This is a genomic window from Halotalea alkalilenta, assembly GCF_001648175.1.
GTDB classification, from domain to species: Bacteria; Pseudomonadota; Gammaproteobacteria; order Pseudomonadales; family Halomonadaceae; genus Halotalea; species Halotalea alkalilenta_A.
Genome location: NZ_CP015243.1, coordinates 644,433 through 662,732 on the forward strand (window position 1 = coordinate 644,433; position 18,300 = coordinate 662,732).

Here is an 18,300-nt window from a genome sequence, read left to right on the forward strand (position 1 = left end):
TGGCTGGGGTTATTCGATTCGCGGTACGGCCAAGCGCGCCGCCGTCGACATGATACATGGGCGAGAAGTGTTTAATGGAGGCTTAACGTGAGTGTTCGCAGCAGTCACACTCGTCGCCCCGTCCCTGACGGCGGGGTTGTTTCATGTGAAACACGCAGGCAGCCAGCCTCTCGCTGACCCAGCCTTACCCGGCAAGTTCATCAGGAGCCGTCGTTCATGTCCGTCGTGTCCACTTCTTCCCGTGCTTTGCCCACTTGGCTGCTGCTGTTGATGGCGGTCGCCACGGGGGTGGCGGTGGCGAGCAACTACTACGCCCAGCCGCTGTTGCACACCATCGCCGAGCGGCTCGATCTCTCCTACTCCCGAGCGGGCATCGTGGTCACCGTCGCCCAGCTTGGTTACGCCCTCGGCCTGCTCGCCCTGGTGCCGCTGGGCGACATGCTCGAGCGGCGCCGGCTGGTGGTGACGATGATGTCGCTGTCGACCCTGGGGCTTCTGGTCAGCGCCACGGCCAACGGTTTGCCGATGCTGCTGCTGGGTACCGCGGTCACTGCGCTGTTTTCGGTGGTGGCCCAAGTACTGGTGCCGTTCGCCGCCACGCTCGCCGAGCCCGACCGCAGAGGACGGGCGGTGGGTACGGTGATGAGCGGGCTGATGTTGGGCATCCTGCTCGCGCGCAGCTTCGCAGGCGCCCTGTCCGAGTTCGGCGATTGGCGCTTGGTCTACTGGGTGGCGAGTGGACTGATGGCGCTGACCACGCTGGCGCTGTGGCGCGCGCTGCCTGCGCTGCATACCCCGGCGGGGCTGAGCTACGCTGCGTTGATACGCTCGGTCGGCACGTTGATGGCGGTTCACGCCCGGCTGCGGCTGCGTGCGCTGCTCGGGCTGCTCACCTTCGCGTCCTTCGCCGCTTTCTGGACCCCGATCGCCTTCCTGCTCGCGGCACCCCCCTATCGGTTGAGCGATGGAGTGATCGGGCTGTTCGGCCTGGTCGGCGCGGCCGGGGCGTTGATGGCGCCGATCACCGGGCGCCAGGTCGACCGGGGCCGCGCGCGGTTGACCACCACGCTTGGCTTGGCGCTGCTGGTGCTCGGCTGGGTGCCGCTGCTGTTCGCCGGCCAGTCGCTGCTCGCGCTGCTGCTCGGCATCCTGATCCTCGATCTCGCCGTGCAACTGGTGCACATCACCAACCTGAACATGGTCTATCGGATCGATCCGGGCGCGCGCAACCGGCTCAATGCCGCCTACATGGTCTGTTATTTCCTTGGTGGTGCGCTCGGTTCGCTGTTCTCCGCGATGCTCTACGTTCACTGGGGCTGGCTCGGGGTCTGCGCGCTGGGTATCGGCTTCTCCGCGCTGGGGCTTGCGGTGTGGCTTGCTTGCCGCGCCCGGGTCGAAGCTGATACACCGAAAGGTCAGCATGGCTGAACGTGATCGCGCACCGTCCACTGTCCGAGGAGATGAGATGTCCCGCCCCAACCTGCTGATCGTGATCGCCGATCAGGTCAATGGTCGTCTGTTCGAGGATGGTCCCGCCCCCTTTCTGCATCTTCCCCACCTGCGCGGGCTGTACGAGCGCGGCGTGAACTTCGCCCACTGCTACACCGCAAGCCCGCTGTGCTCGCCGGCGCGCGCTTCGTTGATGACCGGGCGGCTGCCATCGGGGACGGGGGTATACGACAATGCCGCCGAGTTCGCCTCCAACCTGCCGACCTTCGCTCATCACCTGCGTCGCGCCGGCTACCAGACCTGCCTCTCGGGCAAGATGCACTTCGTCGGACCCGATCAGCTCCACGGTTTCGAGCATCGGCTCACCACCGATGTCTACCCCGCCGACTTCGGCTGGACCCCCGACTATCGCCGGCCCGGTGAGCGGATCGACTGGTGGTACCACAACCTCGGCTCGGTGACCGGTGCTGGGATCGCCGAGACCTCGAACCAGCTCGAGTACGATGACGAGGTGGCGTTCCTCGCCGAGCAGAAGCTCTACGACCTCGCCCGTGGTCACGACCCGCGGCCCTGGTGCCTGACGGTGAGCTTCACCCATCCTCATGACCCCTACGTTGCGCGCCAACGGTTCTGGGATCTCTATGCCGATTGCGATGCGCTCGCCCCCAGGGTCGCGCCGATTCCCTACATCGACCAGGATGCGCACTCGCGGCGGCTGCTCGAGGCCAGCGACTTCGAATCCTTCGAGATCCGCGAGGCGGACGTCGCCCGCGCGCGGCGCGGCTACTTCGCCAACCTCTCCTACGTCGACGACAAGGTCGGAGGACTGCTCGATGTGCTCGAGCGCACCCGGATGCGCGAGGACACGGTGATACTGTTTTTGTCCGACCATGGCGACATGCTTGGCGAGCGCGGGCTGTGGTTCAAGATGAGTCCGTTCGATGGCTCCTCGAGGGTACCGCTGGCGATCGATATTCCCGGTGTCGAGCCGCGCCGGGTCGATACGCCGGTCTCGACCCTGGATCTCAGCGCCACGCTCGCCGATCTCGCCGGGGTCGACCTCAGCGAGGTCGCGCCATGGAGCGACGGCGAGTCGCTGCTGCCGCTGCTTCACGGCGGCGGCCAGCATGGCCCGGTGCTGATGGAGTACGCCGCCGAGGGAAGCCAGGCGCCGCTGGTGACGATCCGCGACGCTCGCTACAAGTTCACCCATTGCGAACTCGACCCGCCTCAGCTCTTCGATCTTGAGGCCGATCCCGACGAGCTCGACAACCTTGCCTCGGCCGCCGAGTACGCGACGCTGGTCGATGAGTTCATGACGCGGGTGCGCGAACGCTGGGACATGCAGCGCTTCGATCTCGAGGTACGCGACAGCCAGGCGCGTCGCCTGGTGGTCTACGATGCCCTGCGCCACGGCCACTACTATCCTTGGGACCACCAGCCGCTGGCGCGGGCCAGCGAGCGCTACATGCGCAACCACATGGACCTCAACCGGCTCGAGGAGAGTCAGCGCTTCCCACGGGCGCAATGAAACCGGCGCCAGCTCGCCACCGGCGGCCCGGCGGGCTTTCGCGCATCCTGGGCCTTTCGAGCGACACGAGCGTCGATCGCGACCGGACATGGCGCTGCGGCTGGGGCAAACTGGGCACCGCACGATGTTTGCCGCCAAGGACATCAATATGAACTACGACACGCTGGTGCTCGGCGCCGGTATCGTCGGTATCTGTACCGCTTTGCATCTGCAGCGCCTCGGCCAGTCGGTCGCGCTGATCGACCGCGACGGGCCGGGTGAGGGCACGAGCTTCGGCAATGCCGGACTGATCGAACGCTCGAGCGTGATCCCCCATGCCTTTCCGCACGGCCTGGGGAGGCTTTTGCGCTATGCCGCCAACCGTCGCTCCGACGTACGCTACGCGTCAGGCGCGCTGCCACGACTGGCGCCATGGCTTGCACGCTATTGGTATCACTCATCGCCCTCCAGGCTGGCGGCGGCGGCGCAGATGATGCTGCCGCTGCTCGAGCGCTGCCTCGATGAACACGCCGAGCTCACGCGCGAGGCTGGCTGCGCCGCATTGGTGCGTCAGGGCGGCTGGGTCGAGGTCTATCGAGACGCCGGGGAGCTGGATCTCGCCCAGGCCCAGGCCACCACGGTGGGCGCGCTGTTCTCGCTCGACTTCGAGCTGCTCGAGGACGAGGCGCTGCGCGCGCTGGTACCGTCGATCGAACCCGCGGTGGTCGGTGCGGTGCACTGGCGGGATCCGCACTCGGTGAGCGACCCGGGTGCACTGGTCAAGGCCTATGCGGCGCTGTTCGTCGCGCGCGGTGGCGCGCTGCTGCGCGCGGATGCGATGGCGCTGCGCCAGGCAAGGGATGGCTGGGCCTTGGCGAGCGAACAGCACGGCGAGCTGCGCGCGGCCAATGCGGTGATCGCGCTCGGCCCGCACAGCGCGGCGCTCACCGGTCGGCTGGGGCTTTCGATCCCGCTCGCGGTCAAGCGCGGCTACCACATGCACTACGCGATCGACGAGCGGTCGGTGCCGCGGCTCCCGCTGCTCGACAAGCCCGGGGGCTACATCCTCTCGCCGATGACCCGGGGCGTGCGCTTGACCACCGGGGTCGAGTTCGCCGCGTTCGATGCCCCGGCCAACACCATCCAACTCGATCGCGCCGAAGCGCTCGCCCGCCGGGTGCTGCCGCTCGGCGCCCGGCTCGATGCCGCGCCCTGGCTGGGCAGGCGCCCTGCGCTGCCGGACATGCGCCCGGTGATCGGTGCGGTGCCCCGGTATCCTGGGCTGTGGCTCAACTTCGGCCATGCGCACCATGGCCTGACCCTGGGCCCGATCAGCGGTCGGTTGCTCGCCGAGCTGATCACCGGCCATGCGCCGGTGGTCGACCCCTCACCCTATGCCCCCGTGCGGTTCAAGCGTGGCTGACGACCGGTGTTGCGCGGCATCAGCGCTTGGCGCCGATCACTGCGACGCTCAACCGCGCCACGCAGGTGGTGCGGCCTCTGTCGTCGTGCAGCTGGATGTCCCAGACGTGGATGCTGTGCCCGATCCTCAGCGGCCGGGCCACCGCCGTGACCCGGCCGCGGCTTACCGCGCGCAGGTGGCTTGCGTTGATCTCGAGTCCGACGCAGCTTTCGTGGTCGTGATCGATGCAGTAGTAGCTGGCGCATGAACCAAGGGTTTCGGCCAGCGTTACCGAGGCGCCGCCATGGAGCAGCCCGAATGGCTGGTGGGTGCGGGAGTCGACCACCATGCTGGCGGTGATCGAATCGTCGTCGACCGCTTCGAAGCGAATGTCGAGGTGCTCGCCGAGATTACCGCGCTGCATTTCGTTGAGTCTGTCGAGATCGGGGCGAGTACGCCAGAAACCCATGTGCTTCTCCTTAAGCGTGTCGATCGGCCAGGGGGTTGGCCTCGTTCGGCGCGCGCAGTAGAGTCTGTGTGTACTCATCATATAGGATGGATCGATGGAGATTGGCTCGGCTTGGCATCCGTTTCTCGGTTGGGTGCTGCTATCCGGTTTTCTCGCCTTCGCACTCTCGCTCGCTACCCTCACCGCCGCCTGGGTCATCGGCCGGCTGTCGTTGAATACCTTCATTCCCAATGCGCGTGGCTGGTTCGTCGCCCTTGGCCAGCTCTCGGCCATTGGCTGCCTCTATCTCTATTCATTGACCGCTTTCGCCGCCGTCGCGCTGTCGCTGCCCTTCGCGCTGCTCGCCCCGGTGCTGGTCCATTTCTCCTTTGCGCTATGCGCCGGACGTGTCCTGCAGCATCGCCATCGACTCGGCTTCCGCGCTCCCGCTCCCGGTTACGCGGGCTGAGCGTTCGCCGCCGAGTTCGTATCCGAGGTGAGCGCTCGCTCACCTCTCGATCCCTGCCATACCTGCGCTCGGGTAGCGCTCGCCGATTACGCTTCCCGGGGCGAACAGCGCATCCAGCGCACTGATCGTCGCGGGCGCGATTGAAAGAAAAAAACACCCGGCGGTGAACCATCGCCATCCCGCCCGGTCGGATATGGCAGGAGGATTCTTTCTCCTTGCTCAGAGTGCAAGACATCCCCCGCTTGGCGCCTGCTTTCGCAGGCGTTTTTTTTCGCCCGCGTTTCCCTCTCCCGTCGCTGCCTCGTGGCGCTCGCCCCGTATCGTCACGCTATCGTCAACTCGCGCGCCTAGGCTGGGCTTTTGTTCAAGCCCTTGTTCGTTCATGCCCTTTAGGCCCGCGAGAAGATCGACGATGCACAAACCGCTGCTGAACGCGTTGCTCGGCATATCGCTGAGCTTCGCCACGCTTTGCGCCGCGCAGGCGGATACGCCGCTGCGCCTTTACACCAGCCAGCCCAACGCTGACGCCCAGGCGACCGTGGACGCCTTCCAGCGGGCTCATCCTGAAATCCGGGTCGAATGGGTGCGAGACGGTACCAGCCAACTGCTGACCAGGCTTCGCGCCGAGCGCGAGGCGGGCGTGCCCGCCCCCGACGTGCTGCTGATCAGTGACGCCCTGAGCATGCAGGGGCTGGCCGCCGAGGGGTGGCTTGAAAGCTACGATGCGCCCGGCAAGGAGCGGTTCGATCCAGCCTTCTACGATCCTGAGGGCCGCTTTTACGGCACCAAGTTGATCACCACCGGCATCGCCTATCACCAGCGCGCCGAACGGCGTCCGCAGCGCTGGCGGGATCTGGCCGAGCCGGAGCTTGCCGGCCTCTTGAGCATGCCGAGCCCGCTCTACTCGGGCGCGGCGATGATCCATCTGGAAAGCCTGCTCGCCGCGCCTGGGCTCGGCTGGGACTACTACACCCAACTGCGTGAGCATGGCGCCCAGGCCCAGGGAGGCAACGGCGGGGTGCTCACTGCGGTCGCCTCCGGGGCCAAGCCCTACGGCATGCTGGTCGACTTCATGGCGCTGCGCGAGCGCGCCAAGGGAGCGCCGATCGAGTTCGTCTTTCCCGCCGAGGGCGTCAGCTACGTTACCGAACCGGTGGCGATCACCCGCGATGCGAAAGCCTCCGAGGCGGCGCGGCGGTTCGTCGACTTCCTGCTTTCCGAACCCGGCCAGGAGCTGGTCCGCGCGCAAGGCTACGTACCGGCGATGAGCGCTATGCCGACGCCGGAAGGCTTCCCGCCGCGCGAGTCGATCCGCTATCTGGAGTTCGATCCGGTCGAGGCGCTCGGGCGCCTCGATGCCGATAAGGCACGCTTCGCCGACCTCTTCGCGGGCTATTGAGATGACTCTGCGCGCTCGTACCCATGCCCTTGGCCAGGTGCTTGGAATCGCCCCGCTCTGGCTACCGCTGGCGCTGGCCGTGCTGCTCGGCAGCGTGCCGGTGCTGCGCCTCGGCTGGGAGGCTCTGAGCGGCGTCGGCTTCTCCGCCGATGCGCCGCTGGTCGCCCTGGCGCGCGCCTCAATCACTTGGCGTGCGCTCGGCAATAGCCTCTACGTCAGCCTTCTCGGCACTATGCTGGCGATGGCGCTGGGGGCGCTGTTCGCCGTGGCGCTGACCATCACCGATCTGTCGCGCAAGGGGCTTTGGGCATTCGCCTTCATGCTGCCGATGATGATTCCGCCCCAGGTCACCGCGCTCGCCTGGCTGCAGCTGTCGGGTCCGGCCAGCCCGCTGCTGGTGACGCTGGGTATCGCACCCGCGCTGGGTTCCCCGCAGCCGCTCCACGGTGCCCACGGCATCGCGCTGCTGCTCGGCGTACAGCACGCCCCGCTGGTGTTTCTCGCCCTGCGCGCGAGCCTGGTAACGCTGCCGGGTGAACTTGTCGAGGCCGCTCGTCTGGCCGGCGCGGCGCCTCGCCGGGTGCTGATCGACCTGGTGCTGCCGCTGGCTGCGCCGGGGCTGATCGCGGGTGGCGCGATCGCCTTCGTCTCGGCGCTGGGCAACTTCGGCATCCCCGCGATGCTCGGTATCCCGGTGGGCTACTACGTGCTGCCGACGCTGATCTACCAGAAACTCAGCGCCCTCGGCCCGATGATGCTGCCCGAGGTCGCCCAGCTGTCGATGCTGGTCGCTGTGGTGGCCCTGGCGAGCCTCGCGCTGCAGCGTCGCCTGCACCGGCGCTTTGCGCATTTTAGCTGTGCGGGCGGCGGCGCTCGTCTGCCGCTCGGTCGCTGGCGTTGGCCTTTGTCGCTGCTGCTGGCGGCGGTGATCGCCTCGGTTCTGGTGGTGCCCGGGCTGGCACTGGTGATGGCCTCGCTGCTCCCCGCCCAGGGCATGGCGTTCGGTGCCGATACGGTAACGCTCTCGGCCTATGCGGAGATGCTCGGCCGCCAGGGGGTGACGTGGCGGGCGATGAGCAACAGCCTGCTGCTCGCATCGATCGCGGCGGCGATATTGATGGCGTTGAGCCTGCCGCTGGCGTGGCTGCTGGTGCGCCGGCCGAGCCGGCCGCTGGCGCTGTTCGAGGCCGCGATCGAGATTCCCTACGCGCTGCCCGGTGTGGTCCTGGCGGTCGGCTGCATCCTCGCCTTCGCCCGTCCGCTGCCGCTGCTTGGCTTCGGGCTCTACGGCTCGCTGTGGATCATCCTGATCGCCTACCTCGCGCGTTTCATGGTCGTCGCGCTCAAACCGGTGCAGGCGAGTCTGGCCGCCAGCGATCCCGCCCTGGAAGAGGCCGCGCAGCTTGCGGGTGCCGGGCCGCTGCGCCGCTTGGTCGAGCTGTGGCTGCCGCTGCTCGCGCCGGCGGCCTTCGCGGGCGCCTTGCTGGTGTTTCTCACTGCGGTCAATGAGCTCACCGTCTCGGCGCTGCTCTGGGGGCCAGGCTCCGAAACCCTCGGTGTGCTGATCTTCAACCTCGACCAGAGCGGTGATAACGCCCTGGCCTGTGCGCTATCGGTGATCGTGATGGCGCTGGTCGCCGGGCTGATGCTGGTGTTCGGTGGGCTTGGCCGGCGCTTGCCGCAAGGAGTGATTCCATGGCGGGACTGAGTCTCGAAGCGCTGACCAAGCGCTTCGCCGGGCGTTGCGTGGTCGATGCCCTCGATCTCGACATCGACGATGGCGCCTTCGTCGCCCTGCTGGGGCCCAGCGGCTGCGGCAAGACCACGACCCTACGCATGCTGGCGGGTTTCGAGGCTCCCGACGAGGGCCGGCTGCTGCTCGGCGAGCGGCTGCTCGCCGCGGCCGAGAACGGGCGGACCAGCGTGCTGGTGCCGCCTGAGCGGCGCAGCGTCGGCATGGTGTTCCAGTCCTACGCACTGTGGCCGCACCTCGACGTCGCCGACAACGTCGGCTATGCGCTCAAGCTTCGCGGTGTGCGTGGCGCCGAGCTGCGCCGACGGGTCGAGGAAGCGCTGGGGACGGTGCGCTTGGCCGAGTACGGGCGCGCGCGGGTCCAGTCGCTCTCCGGCGGCCAGCGCCAGCGGGTCGCGCTGGCCCGCTGCCTGGCCGCCGAACCGCAGGTGGTACTGCTCGACGAGCCGCTGGCGAATCTGGATCGCAGCCTGCGTGCCGAGATGGAAACGCATTTTCGCGAGTTCCATCGGCGCACCGGCGCCACGTTCGTCTACGTCACCCACGACCAGTCCGAAGCGATGGCGCTGGCCGACCGGATCGCGGTGCTCGAGGGTGGCCGGCTGGTCCAGTGGGCAAGTCCCGAGACGCTTTATCGCGAGCCGCGTACCGACTGGCTGGCGGGCTTCATCGGCCAGGGCGAGGTACTGTCGCTTGCGCTGGACGCTGGTGAGCGCAAAGTCGAAGGCTCGCGGCTGATGCGTGCCTTGGGCCGCCGGGGTGATCATCCGGTGCTGGTTCGGCCCGAGCATGTGCGCCCGAGCGAGGCGGGCGTGGAGGTCGAGGTGCGCGAGTGCGTGTTCAAGGGCGAGCGCTATGCGTTGAGCCTGGCGCTGCCCGATGGGCAGGCATTGAAGGGCTATCATGCCACTGCGCTGCGGCCCGGAGAGCGGATCACCGTCACCCTCGAGCAGGGCTGGCGGCTGGAGCGCCAGCGATGAGCGCGCGGGTCGAGATATTGAGCGGCGTGGGCGGCAAGCACCCGGCGGCGATCCTGGTCGAGACCGCGGGCGTCCGGCTGCTGCTCGACGCCGGCGCTTCTCTCTGCGCCGAGCGACCTGAATCCTGGTGGTGCGGGCTCGAGGTCGATGCGGTGGTGATCAGTCACGACCATGTCGATCATATCGGCGCGGTGGCCCGGTTGGACCCGCAAATTCCACTCTACGCCACCGCCCAGACCGCGCGGTCGCTGCCGCCGGGTCGCGATTGGCGGGCGCTGCCGCTGCGTGGTGCAGTGGACATCTTGGGTGTGGAGGTGCGCTGCGGGCAGGCGGGGCACGCGCTGGGCGGCGTCTGGCTGCATCTCGGCATCGGCGGTGGAATCCTCTACAGCGGGGATTTCAGCCTCGAGTCCGCGCTGCTGCCGTTCGATGTCCCGCCGCCCGCGACGGTGGCGCTGCTCGATGCCTCCTATGGTGCCTATCATTGCGCCCTCGACCAAGCCCAGGCGCGGATCGCCGCCGCGATGACCGGGCCGACGCTGTTTCCGGTGCCGCCCTCCGGCCGGGCGCTGGAGATGGCGCTGTGGTTGCAGCGGCGCTGGCCGGGGGAGTGGTCGATGGACGACACCTGCCAGGCCGCGCTCGAGGCTGCGCTGGCGGATCCCCAGGCCGGGGAGCTGATTCGACCGTCCGCGCTTGCGGCGCTGGGCCGGCTGCTCGAACGGCACCAGGGTTTCGACCCCGGCGCCCGGCTGCTGCTGGCAGCCGACCCCGACGGCCTAGGCGGCACCGTGGCGCGGCTGTTGGCCGACCCTCGGCGGCGGCATCGGGCGATCTTCACCGGCCATCTCGATCCACAAGGCCCGCCGGGAATGCGAACGCAGGACTTGCGTCTGCGCTGGAACGTCCACCCCCGGCTCGAGGACCTGCGCTGGCTGCTCGAACGCATCGAAGCGGCGCGCTGCGTGCCGCTGTTCACTGCGATCGAGGACGAGTATGCCTGGCGCGCGGCGCTCGGCGTCAGCCTGGTGCTGCCCGCGCAGGTCCCGGGTGAAAGGGCAGCGACCCAGGCACCGGCGCGGCTCAGCCTCGCGGTTTGATGCGATAGGCGCAGCGTGCGCCGCCGCGCTGCAGGTGCTCTTCGCGCTGGATCTCCACCCCTTCGCCGAGCACCGCTTGGAACAGGCGCAGCTCGCTGGCGCAGAAGGCCTGGCAGCGCCCGGCCGCAGCGCCGATCGGGCAGTGATCCTCGATTAACCGCCAGCCTTCGCCGTCGCCAAGCGGCTCGCAGCGCGCCATGTAGCCTTCTGCGTCGCGCAGTTCGACCAGCAGTTCGAGCCGTTCGGCGGTGGTCGAGGCCCCGGCGCAGTGGCGAAGGTAGCGGCTGCGCATCTCGTTCTCGCGCTGGCCGAGCAGGTGCTCGACGCCGCTCTCGCCGTGCAGCGACAGCGCCGCGTCGAGCAGCTGTACGCTGAGCTGGGCGTGGGCGTCGGGAAAGCGATCATGCCCGCGTGAAGTCAGCCGCCACTGGCGTCTCGGGCGTCCTACCGCGCCTCGGGTCTCGCTGCTCTCGATCAGCCCGTTCTCGTCGAGCTTGTTGAGCCGCTGTCGCGCGGCCTCGTGGCTGACCCCGAGGGTGCCCGCGATCTCGGCGATCGTCGAAGCGCCCCGGCGCTTGAGCAGCTCGAGGATGCGGGTCTCGGCGGATGCACCGACGCCAGCGGGGGGATCATGGCGGGTCATCGACTCGGGCTCGGAATGCAACACATGGTTGCATACTAGGGCGTGTTGAGAATAAGGCAACGATCGCGTTGCCGAGCGCATTCGCGTTTGCGTGACGCCCGCAGGGCTCCTAATATCCAAGCGCGCGCTTGTTTTATTCGACGCGCCACCCGAGCCGATACGGCCGGGCAGAACATAAAGAGATTCCAGAGGAGTCACAGTAATGGCCTACGAACTTCCGCAACTCCCCTACGCCTACGATGCGCTAGAGCCGCACTTCGACAAGGCGACGATGGAAATCCACCACACCAAGCACCATCAGACTTACGTCACCAATGCCAATGCCGCGCTCGAGAAGCTGCCCGAGTTCGCCAGCCTCTCGGCCGAGGAGCTGGTGGCCAAGCTCGACGAAGTACCTGAAGCCAGCTGCACCGCGATCCGCAACAACGCAGGCGGTCACGCCAACCACTCGCTGTTCTGGACCATCCTCACGCCGAACTCCGAAGGCGCCCCGGTGGGTGAGCTGAAAGCTGCGATCGACAGCACCTTCGGCAGCTTCGAGCAGTTCCAGGAGCAGTTCGAGACCGCCGCCAAGGGGCGCTTCGGCTCCGGCTGGGCATGGCTTACGGTCAAGGATGGCAAGCTCGCGGTCGGCTCCACCGCCAACCAGGACAGCCCGCTGTCGCCGAAGTCCCTGGGCGGGCTCGAAGCCACCCCTGTGCTTGGCCTGGACGTGTGGGAACATGCCTACTACCTGAATTACCAGAACCGCCGCCCCGACTACATCAAGGCGTTCTGGAACCTGGTCAACTGGGCCGAAGTCGAAAAGCGCTACCAAGCCGCCAAGTAATCCCCGCCCCCGGGCTATCCGCCCGGTGACCGCGTTGCGCCCGCGTCCTTTTGGTCGCGGGCGTTGCGTATCCGCTCGTTACCTTCGATCGCTCCCGCGCCTGCATCTTTTGGTGGATGCCGGTTTCGCTCATGGTGCCTTTCCTTATTTGCTGATTTGAGATTGAATCCATAGTCGCCCAGTCGGGTACTGGGACGAGCTCGCGGCCCGCGGGCGCAGCAAAATCATTTGGAGCAGGGAATGAAGATCGATTCTAACGTCCACCGCGCGGCGCTTTTGGCAGCCGCGGTGGTAGCGTTGCTGTCGGGTTGTAACCAAGGCGCGTCCTCTACCACCACCGCCAAACGCCTCGAGCTCGGCGGGTCGCTGCAGGGCGAGATGACCACCCAGAGCCCGAAGAACTTGAACGATGGCAGCCGCTACGCCGTCGCTGATCTCAAGCTCGATGCCGACACTACGGTGCAGGTGGCACTTTCGGGAGCGTTGAAGGGCAAGCTTGCGCTGTTCGACCCGGACGGCGCTCTGCTGGCGACGAGCGATACCGGCTGCGACTGCGGCGGTGATGAGGCTGGGGTGTCGTTGGCCTATCGCAGCACTCGCGCTGGCGACTATCAGCTGGCGGTGAGCGGCGTCGATCAGAACGACTATGGCCCGTTCCGGTTGAGCTCGAAGACGGTCGACACGCGCAACGACGGCGCGCTGACGCTCGATCAGCCGGTCGATGGCTGGCTCGGGAAAGGTCAGGACGTGAACGAGGGCGGGGCGGAGAATCGCTACAGCTTCGCGATCGAACAGCGGGGCATCTATGAGTTCACCCTCAGTTCGACCGATTTCGACGCTTTCCTCGCGCTCGAGGGCAACGGTGTCTCGCTCGAGGACGACGACGGCGCCGGCGGGCGCGATGCCCGGATCGTCTCTCTGCTCGAGCCCGGCGAGTACGCGCTGGTGGCGAGTGCGATCGATGGCGATCAGGGCTTGTACGCCTTGGTTGCTCAGCAGAAGCAGCTGCCTGAAGGCAGCGAGATCAATAGCGGCGGGCCGATCACCCTGGGTGGCACGCTGACCTCCTACTACGCAGGCCGACCCGTGGAGTACGAGTTCACGCTCGAGCAGCGCCAGCGGGTGACCATCGATATGCGCTCGAGCGACATCGACAGCTTCCTCGAATTGAGCGGCAACGGCGTACAGCTCAGCGACGATGACAGTGGGGATGCCGGTAACGGGCAAGGTGACGCGCGGATCGAAGCCTCGCTGGATCCCGGTCACTATCGGCTCCGGGCGCGCGCCTACAGCACGGGCGCCGGGCTCTTCACCATCACCAGCACGGTTGACGAGGCGCTGCCGCCGGGCGGTGGAGATATCGCCGTCGGAGAGGCGGTCGAGGTCGAGCTCGCTCCTGGCGCGACCGATGAGTATCGCCTCAGCATCACCCGCGCGGGCAGCTACACTCTGATGATGAGTTCCAGCAGTATCGACTCGGTGCTGGCGCTTTCGGGCAACGGCGTCGATGCCTCCGACGACGACAGCGGCGGCAACAGCGACGCGCGGCTGGAGGTCGAGCTCTCTCCGGGCGACTACCTGATCGAGGCACGCGCGTACAGCGGCGAGGGCGGGGCCTACCGTCTGTCGATTCAGTAATCGCGCACCTGGCGCTTTCGATCTTCGTAAGCCCGGGGTGACGCCGCACTAATGGAGGAGAGCGCAGATGATTGAGCTTCGCCACGCATCCCAGCGCGGCCACGCCGACCACGGCTGGCTGAACTCGTATCACACCTTCTCTTTCGCCGATTACTTCGATCCCGAGCAGGTCGGCTTCTCCGACCTGCGGGTCATCAATGACGATCGGGTCGCCCCGGGCCGAGGCTTCGGCCGCCATCCGCACCGCGACATGGAGATATTTTCCTACGTGCTCGAGGGTCGACTCGCGCATAAGGACAGCTTGGACAACGGTTCGGCGATCGCTCCGGGCGATGTGCAGTTGATGAGCGCGGGGCAAGGCGTACTGCACAGCGAGTTCAACCCGTCGGAAGACGCGCCGGTTCATTTCCTGCAGATATGGATCGTGCCGGACCGCGCCGGCTATGCGCCCCGCTACCTGCAGAGCCACTTCAGCGCCGAGCAGAAGCGCGGCAGGCTCAGGCTGCTGCTTGCGCCCGAAGGCGAGGGGGAAGAGGCGACGCTGCCGATCCGCCAGGACGTGCGGGTCTATGCTGGACGCTTCGATGGTGATGAGCGAGAGACGCTCACCCTGGGCGAGCAGCGTTTCGCCTATGTCCACCTCGCCCGTGGGCAGCTGGTGGTCAATGGTGAGCGGCTCGGGGAGGGCGATGGCGCCAGGCTTCGCGGCGTCGGCGAGATCACCTTCGAGCGGGGTGAGCAGGCCGAGGTGCTGGTCTTCGACCTGCGGCCCAACGAGCTGCCGACCATGCCAGGTTGATCGCGACGATTCGGTTCGATACATGGCGCGCTGGAAGGCACGCCTTCGAATACATGAAGACTGCCCGGAGTAATGGATGATGCTCGAATCTACCCGACCCACCGGCGCCGATGCTGCGCTGCTCCTCGCTCGGCTGCTGGCAGGGCTACTGTTTTTGATCTTCGGCGTCATGAAGGTGAGCGGTTTTTCCGCCACCGTCGCGGGAATGTCGGCTGGCGGGGTGCCGTTGCCGATGCTCGCCGCGATCATCGCGGTGGTGATCGAGCTGCCGCTGGCGATCCTTCTGATGCTCGGCTTTGCGACTCGCCCGCTGGCGCTGGTCTTCGCGGTCTATACGGTGGCAACCGCAGTGCTTGGCCATCCCTATTGGGCGGTGCCGGCGGACCAATGGCTCAATATGCTGACCCACTTCTACAAGAACCTGGCGATCGCTGGCGGCTTCCTCGCGCTTTACGTCGCGGGCCCAGGGCGCTTCTCGCTCGACGCCCGCCGCGGATAGCCAACCCTCGGGCGCTCTTCACCCCGGGCATGCAGTTCGCCCAGCCGCGGGAATGCGGGCCGACCCGCCCGTGCCCCGTGGCGGCTCTCGGTCGAGCAACGTCGGGCGAAGCAGCTCGATTGACCCCTTTTCAGCTACATCCTCGATCAGCGTCATCAACGGAGAGAACGAATGGCGAAGCGTATCCAGTTCCGCACCCCTGGTGGGCCTGAAGTGCTCGAATACGTGGATTTCGAACCAGCGGCGCCAGGCCCGCAGCAGGTGCGGGTTCGCAATCACGCGATTGGGGTCAATTTCGTCGAAATCTACTACCGCAACGGCCTCTATGCGCCTTCCTCCCTGCCTTCGGGCCTGGGGAGCGAAGGCGCCGGCGTGGTCGAGGCGGTCGGGCGCGAGGTCGAGGGCCTGCGCGTGGGCGACCGGGTGGCGTACGGCACCGGTCCACTGGGCAGCTACAGCGAAGTCCATGTGCTGCCGGCTGCGAACCTGGTGAAGCTGCCGGATGCGATCAGCTTCGAACAGGCCGCCGCGGTGATGCTCAAGGGCCTGACTGTGCAGTACCTGCTGCGCCAGACCTATGTGGTGCAAAGCGGTGAGACGATCCTGTTCCACGCCGCAGCCGGTGGGGTCGGCTCGATTGCTTGCCAGTGGGCCAGGGCGCTGGGGGCGAAACTGATCGGTACGGCCGGCTCGGCCGAGAAGGCAGCGCGTGCCAAGGCGCTCGGCGCTTGGCAAACCATCGATTACACCCAGGAGGACGTGGCCGCGCGCGTGCTGGAGCTGACCGACGGCAGGAAGTGCCCGGTGGTCTACGACAGCGTCGGTCAGGACACCTGGCAAACTTCGCTGGACTGCGTGGCGCCGCGCGGGCTGATCGTGAGCTTCGGCAACGCATCCGGGCCGGTGGCGGGGGTCAACCTGGGTGTGCTGGCGCAGAAGGGGTCGCTCTACGTCACCCGCCCGACCCTGGCCTCCTACGCCGATAGCGCCGAGCGCCTGCGGAGCATGGCCGACGAGCTGTTCGGGATGATCGTCAGCGGCAAGATCAAGGTCGATGACATTCGAAAATATCCGCTCGAGGATGCGGCGCTTGCGCAAACCGAGCTGTTCGCGCGGCGCACCGTTGGCTCGACGATCCTGGTGCCTTGATCGGGCCGGAGCCCTCGGCGCCTGATCGATGGCGTCAGCCGACCAGGAAATCGCGCAGGCTTCGTGTCAGCTCTTCGCGTGGCAGGTCTTTGGTGATGAACACGAGCCGCGAGCCGCGCTCATCGTCGGGCCAGGCATCGAGCTCCACCGGCGGATGAATCAGGTGCTGTACGCCGTGGATCACCGTGGGCCGCGTGCGGCCCTCGAGATCGAGCAGCCCCTTGAAGCGCAGCATCCGTTCGCCCATCAGCGTCTGCGAAAGCTCGAGCCATTCCTCCAGCCGGGCGGGAGGAATGGGCCGGTCGAAGGTGATCGAGAAGCTCTCCACCCCGGGGTCGTGCTTCGCGGCCGGCGCGGCGCTGTGGAGCGGGGCGAGGGCGTCGTTCGCCGCGGCGTTGATCCAGACGAAGGCTTCGGCGAGGCTTGCGCCCTCTCGCGGCGCGCCAATGCCGAGCAGGCGCTCCGCATCCAGCTCGCCGTGCTCGATCGTCAGACGCGGGGCCGCGGGGTTGAGTGAATCCAGCCGGGCTTCGAGCCGTGAGCGCGAGGCGGGGTCGGACATTTCACGCTTGGTGACCAGCAGCAGGTCCGCCAGCGTCACCTGGCGGCGCGCCTCATCGAAGCGTTCCAGGGTCGACGCGCCGTTGACCGCATCGACCGTGGTCACCACGCCGTCGAGGCGGTAGCGGCGCATCAGGCGCGGGTGCCTGGCCAGGGTATGCAGCACCGGTGCCGGGTCGGCCAGCCCGCTGCTCTCGATCACCACCCGGTCGAACTGGCGCTGGCCTTGGCGGGCGAACCGCCAGGGCGCATCGCTCAAGGTCTTGACCAGGTCCCCACGTACCGCGCAGCACAGGCAGCCGTTGCTCAGCTCGACCTGGACGTTCTCCTGGCTGGCGGTGAACAGCCGATGATCGAGGCCGATCTCGCCGAACTCGTTGATGATCACCAGGGCGCGCGCCATCGCCGGCTGGCGCACCAGCCGGTTGAGCAGGGTGGTCTTGCCGCTGCCGAGGAAGCCACTCAATAGGGTGATCGGGATCGGTGAGGACGATTCGGGTTCGCCGGCCATGCGGGCTCCTCGGCCAGGGGATGCACAGGGGTGGAAGCGGATGAAAGCTGGGCTACCGCTAAAACGTTACAATATATCGTATTTTTCACCAGTGCGCAGCCCGGCGCGTACGTCTGAATGTTTCACATGAAACGCACCGTCACGCTGCCTCAATCGATGCCGTGCGAGCTCAACCATGCCTCGAGCTGCGGGGCGGGCAGTGCGCCGCTTTGGCGCGCGATCTCCCGGCCGTCGCGAAACAGCAGCAGGGTGGGAATCGAGCGGATGCCCCAGCGACCAGCGAGATTGGGCTGTGCTTCGCTGTCGAGCTTGGCGAAACGGCAGCGACCCGCATGGCGAAGGGCGGCCTGCTCGAAGATCGGCGCGAAGGCGCGACAGGGACCGCACCAGTCGGCCCAGACGTCGATCAGCAGCGGCACGTCGCCTGCGCACTGGGCGCTGGCGTTGGCTTCGGTGAGTACGAACGGCTCGCGTGGGAACAGCGCCGAGTGACAGCGCCCGCAGCGGGCCTCGGTGCCGCGGTCGGGATGAATGCGATTGCGCGCGTCGCAGGAGGGACAGACGGAAATCAGAGTGGGCATGGGGGTTGGCTCCGTATTCAGAGCATCCAGGGTTCGAACAGTGCGCGGCGATCGACGCTCTCGCCCGAGAGCATGAATTCGCCTTCGCCGCGGTAGTGGAAGGTGCGTGGCGGCGGACCGGGGATCGCTTGGGCCGCCACCACTTCGAAGATGAAGAAATCGTAGCGCTCGACCAGCGCGTCATCGAACAATTGGCACTCGAAGCAGGCGTGGCAGTCGAGCAGCCGCGGTGCGGCGACCTTGCTGCCTGCACGGGCATTGAGGCCGAACTCGGCGAACTTGTCGCGCTCCGAGCCCGAGCAGTTGCCGATCCGTACCGCGGTGTCGAGCAGCGCCTCCCCAGGCAGGTTGAGTACGCACTGCGAACTCGAGCGGACCAAGTGATGGCTGTGATTGGCCCGTGAGATCACGCAGCCGACCAATGATGGAGAGAACTCCATCACTGTGTGCCAGCCGAGCGTCATCACATCGCGCTCGCCATCGTGTGCGCTGGTGAGCAGCAGGATCGGCCCCGGCTCGAGGTAGCGGCGTACGTTCTCGACGGGAAAAGCGCGTTTGCGCGGGCGGCCCATCGCGATCT

General features: G+C 67.1%; 18 protein-coding genes. 13 read left to right on the plus strand and 5 right to left on the minus strand.

All coding sequences use genetic code 11. From position 1 onward, the window contains the following. The first annotated feature begins 216 nt into the window (after window positions 1–216). From A5892_RS02870 to A5892_RS02880, 3 genes are all read left to right on the plus strand, one after another. Window positions 217–1,428 carry an MFS transporter gene (locus A5892_RS02870; RefSeq protein WP_150123463.1) on the plus strand — a complete coding sequence of 404 codons (1,212 nt, stop codon included), beginning with the start codon at window positions 217–219 and terminating at the stop codon, window positions 1,426–1,428. Between the two features lie 37 nt (window positions 1,429–1,465). Next, window positions 1,466–2,980, plus strand: coding sequence for a choline-sulfatase (gene betC, locus A5892_RS02875; RefSeq protein ID WP_064121518.1), 1,515 nt, complete (start codon window positions 1,466–1,468; stop codon window positions 2,978–2,980). Between the two features lie 148 nt (window positions 2,981–3,128). Then, window positions 3,129–4,382, plus strand: a complete 1,254-nt coding sequence (locus A5892_RS02880; RefSeq protein WP_064124263.1) for an NAD(P)/FAD-dependent oxidoreductase — start codon at window positions 3,129–3,131, stop codon at window positions 4,380–4,382. Window positions 4,383–4,401: 19 nt separating this feature from the next. Here the strand turns inward: A5892_RS02880 and A5892_RS02885 are convergent, their stop codons facing one another. Continuing rightward, entirely contained in the window at window positions 4,402–4,830 is a 429-nt protein-coding gene (locus tag A5892_RS02885; protein WP_064121519.1) for a hotdog fold thioesterase, read from the minus strand. A gap of 94 nt (window positions 4,831–4,924) precedes the next feature. On the opposite strand from A5892_RS02885, the gene A5892_RS02890 reads away from it, so the two are divergent. The 5 genes from A5892_RS02890 to A5892_RS02910 all read left to right on the plus strand — a co-directional run bounded on the left by A5892_RS02890 (window position 4,925) and on the right by A5892_RS02910 (window position 10,510). Beyond that, window positions 4,925–5,278, plus strand: coding sequence for a hypothetical protein (locus tag A5892_RS02890; protein WP_064121520.1), 354 nt, complete (start codon window positions 4,925–4,927; stop codon window positions 5,276–5,278). A gap of 412 nt (window positions 5,279–5,690) precedes the next feature. Continuing rightward, window positions 5,691–6,677 (plus strand): ABC transporter substrate-binding protein, encoded by a 987-nt coding sequence (locus tag A5892_RS02895; RefSeq protein WP_064121521.1) that lies wholly within the window; start codon window positions 5,691–5,693, stop codon window positions 6,675–6,677. A gap of 1 nt (window position 6,678) precedes the next feature. Continuing rightward, window positions 6,679–8,385, plus strand: a complete 1,707-nt coding sequence (locus A5892_RS02900) for an ABC transporter permease (protein WP_064121522.1) — start codon at window positions 6,679–6,681, stop codon at window positions 8,383–8,385. Continuing rightward, window positions 8,373–9,410 carry an ABC transporter ATP-binding protein gene (locus tag A5892_RS02905; RefSeq protein ID WP_064121523.1) on the plus strand — a complete coding sequence of 346 codons (1,038 nt, stop codon included), beginning with the start codon at window positions 8,373–8,375 and terminating at the stop codon, window positions 9,408–9,410. The genes A5892_RS02900 and A5892_RS02905 overlap by 13 nt, the downstream gene beginning before the upstream one ends. Then, window positions 9,407–10,510 carry an MBL fold metallo-hydrolase gene (locus A5892_RS02910; protein WP_064121524.1) on the plus strand — a complete coding sequence of 368 codons (1,104 nt, stop codon included), beginning with the start codon at window positions 9,407–9,409 and terminating at the stop codon, window positions 10,508–10,510. Before A5892_RS02905 ends, A5892_RS02910 begins: the two co-directional genes overlap by 4 nt. On the opposite strand, the gene A5892_RS02915 is transcribed toward A5892_RS02910, so the two are convergent. Then, window positions 10,494–11,153, minus strand: coding sequence for a helix-turn-helix transcriptional regulator (locus A5892_RS02915; protein WP_064121525.1), 660 nt, complete (start codon window positions 11,151–11,153; stop codon window positions 10,494–10,496). The two genes, A5892_RS02910 and A5892_RS02915, sit on opposite strands and share 17 nt — an antisense overlap. A gap of 202 nt (window positions 11,154–11,355) precedes the next feature. On the opposite strand from A5892_RS02915, the gene A5892_RS02920 reads away from it, so the two are divergent. From A5892_RS02920 to A5892_RS02940, 5 genes are all read left to right on the plus strand, one after another. After that, window positions 11,356–11,982 carry a superoxide dismutase gene (locus tag A5892_RS02920; RefSeq protein WP_064121526.1) on the plus strand — a complete coding sequence of 209 codons (627 nt, stop codon included), beginning with the start codon at window positions 11,356–11,358 and terminating at the stop codon, window positions 11,980–11,982. A 240-nt stretch (window positions 11,983–12,222) separates the two neighbouring features. Then, on the plus strand, window positions 12,223–13,620 hold the full coding sequence (locus A5892_RS02925; protein WP_064121527.1) for a hypothetical protein: 1,398 nt from the start codon (window positions 12,223–12,225) through the stop codon (window positions 13,618–13,620). Between the two features lie 67 nt (window positions 13,621–13,687). Then, window positions 13,688–14,419, plus strand: a complete 732-nt coding sequence (locus tag A5892_RS02930; RefSeq protein WP_064121528.1) for a pirin family protein — start codon at window positions 13,688–13,690, stop codon at window positions 14,417–14,419. A 76-nt stretch (window positions 14,420–14,495) separates the two neighbouring features. Continuing rightward, on the plus strand, window positions 14,496–14,918 hold the full coding sequence (locus A5892_RS02935; RefSeq protein WP_223302777.1) for a DoxX family protein: 423 nt from the start codon (window positions 14,496–14,498) through the stop codon (window positions 14,916–14,918). Between the two features lie 171 nt (window positions 14,919–15,089). Next, complete coding sequence (locus A5892_RS02940) at window positions 15,090–16,067, plus strand: NADPH:quinone reductase (RefSeq protein WP_064121529.1); 978 nt, start codon at window positions 15,090–15,092, stop codon at window positions 16,065–16,067. A gap of 34 nt (window positions 16,068–16,101) precedes the next feature. Here A5892_RS02940 and A5892_RS02945 read toward each other — a convergent pair whose 3' ends face one another. From A5892_RS02945 to A5892_RS02955, 3 genes are all read right to left on the minus strand, one after another. Continuing rightward, window positions 16,102–17,139 carry a CobW family GTP-binding protein gene (locus A5892_RS02945; RefSeq protein WP_064121530.1) on the minus strand — a complete coding sequence of 346 codons (1,038 nt, stop codon included), beginning with the start codon at window positions 17,137–17,139 and terminating at the stop codon, window positions 16,102–16,104. A 149-nt stretch (window positions 17,140–17,288) separates the two neighbouring features. Then, on the minus strand, window positions 17,289–17,720 hold the full coding sequence (trxC, locus tag A5892_RS02950) for a thioredoxin TrxC (protein WP_064121531.1): 432 nt from the start codon (window positions 17,718–17,720) through the stop codon (window positions 17,289–17,291). 17 nt (window positions 17,721–17,737) lie between these two features. Further along, entirely contained in the window at window positions 17,738–18,292 is a 555-nt protein-coding gene (locus A5892_RS02955; RefSeq protein ID WP_064121532.1) for a flavin reductase family protein, read from the minus strand. Window positions 18,293–18,300: the final 8 nt, after the last annotated feature.

Coding starts and splice junctions, on each gene's coding strand:
- A5892_RS02935 (WP_223302777.1), top strand. CDS start 14,496: ATGATGCTCGAATCTACCCGACCCACCGGCGCCGATGCTGCGCTGCTC.
- A5892_RS02930 (WP_064121528.1), top strand. CDS start 13,688: ATGATTGAGCTTCGCCACGCATCCCAGCGCGGCCACGCCGACCACGGC.
- trxC (WP_064121531.1), bottom strand. CDS start 17,720: ATGCCCACTCTGATTTCCGTCTGTCCCTCCTGCGACGCGCGCAATCGC.
- A5892_RS02885 (WP_064121519.1), bottom strand. CDS start 4,830: ATGGGTTTCTGGCGTACTCGCCCCGATCTCGACAGACTCAACGAAATG.
- A5892_RS02870 (WP_150123463.1), top strand. CDS start 217: ATGTCCGTCGTGTCCACTTCTTCCCGTGCTTTGCCCACTTGGCTGCTG.
- A5892_RS02925 (WP_064121527.1), top strand. CDS start 12,223: ATGAAGATCGATTCTAACGTCCACCGCGCGGCGCTTTTGGCAGCCGCG.
- A5892_RS02910 (WP_064121524.1), top strand. CDS start 9,407: ATGAGCGCGCGGGTCGAGATATTGAGCGGCGTGGGCGGCAAGCACCCG.
- A5892_RS02945 (WP_064121530.1), bottom strand. CDS start 17,139: ATGGCCGGCGAACCCGAATCGTCCTCACCGATCCCGATCACCCTATTG.
- A5892_RS02890 (WP_064121520.1), top strand. CDS start 4,925: ATGGAGATTGGCTCGGCTTGGCATCCGTTTCTCGGTTGGGTGCTGCTA.
- A5892_RS02940 (WP_064121529.1), top strand. CDS start 15,090: ATGGCGAAGCGTATCCAGTTCCGCACCCCTGGTGGGCCTGAAGTGCTC.
- A5892_RS02905 (WP_064121523.1), top strand. CDS start 8,373: ATGGCGGGACTGAGTCTCGAAGCGCTGACCAAGCGCTTCGCCGGGCGT.
- A5892_RS02895 (WP_064121521.1), top strand. CDS start 5,691: ATGCACAAACCGCTGCTGAACGCGTTGCTCGGCATATCGCTGAGCTTC.
- betC (WP_064121518.1), top strand. CDS start 1,466: ATGTCCCGCCCCAACCTGCTGATCGTGATCGCCGATCAGGTCAATGGT.
- A5892_RS02920 (WP_064121526.1), top strand. CDS start 11,356: ATGGCCTACGAACTTCCGCAACTCCCCTACGCCTACGATGCGCTAGAG.
- A5892_RS02955 (WP_064121532.1), bottom strand. CDS start 18,292: ATGGGCCGCCCGCGCAAACGCGCTTTTCCCGTCGAGAACGTACGCCGC.
- A5892_RS02880 (WP_064124263.1), top strand. CDS start 3,129: ATGAACTACGACACGCTGGTGCTCGGCGCCGGTATCGTCGGTATCTGT.
- A5892_RS02915 (WP_064121525.1), bottom strand. CDS start 11,153: ATGACCCGCCATGATCCCCCCGCTGGCGTCGGTGCATCCGCCGAGACC.
- A5892_RS02900 (WP_064121522.1), top strand. CDS start 6,679: ATGACTCTGCGCGCTCGTACCCATGCCCTTGGCCAGGTGCTTGGAATC.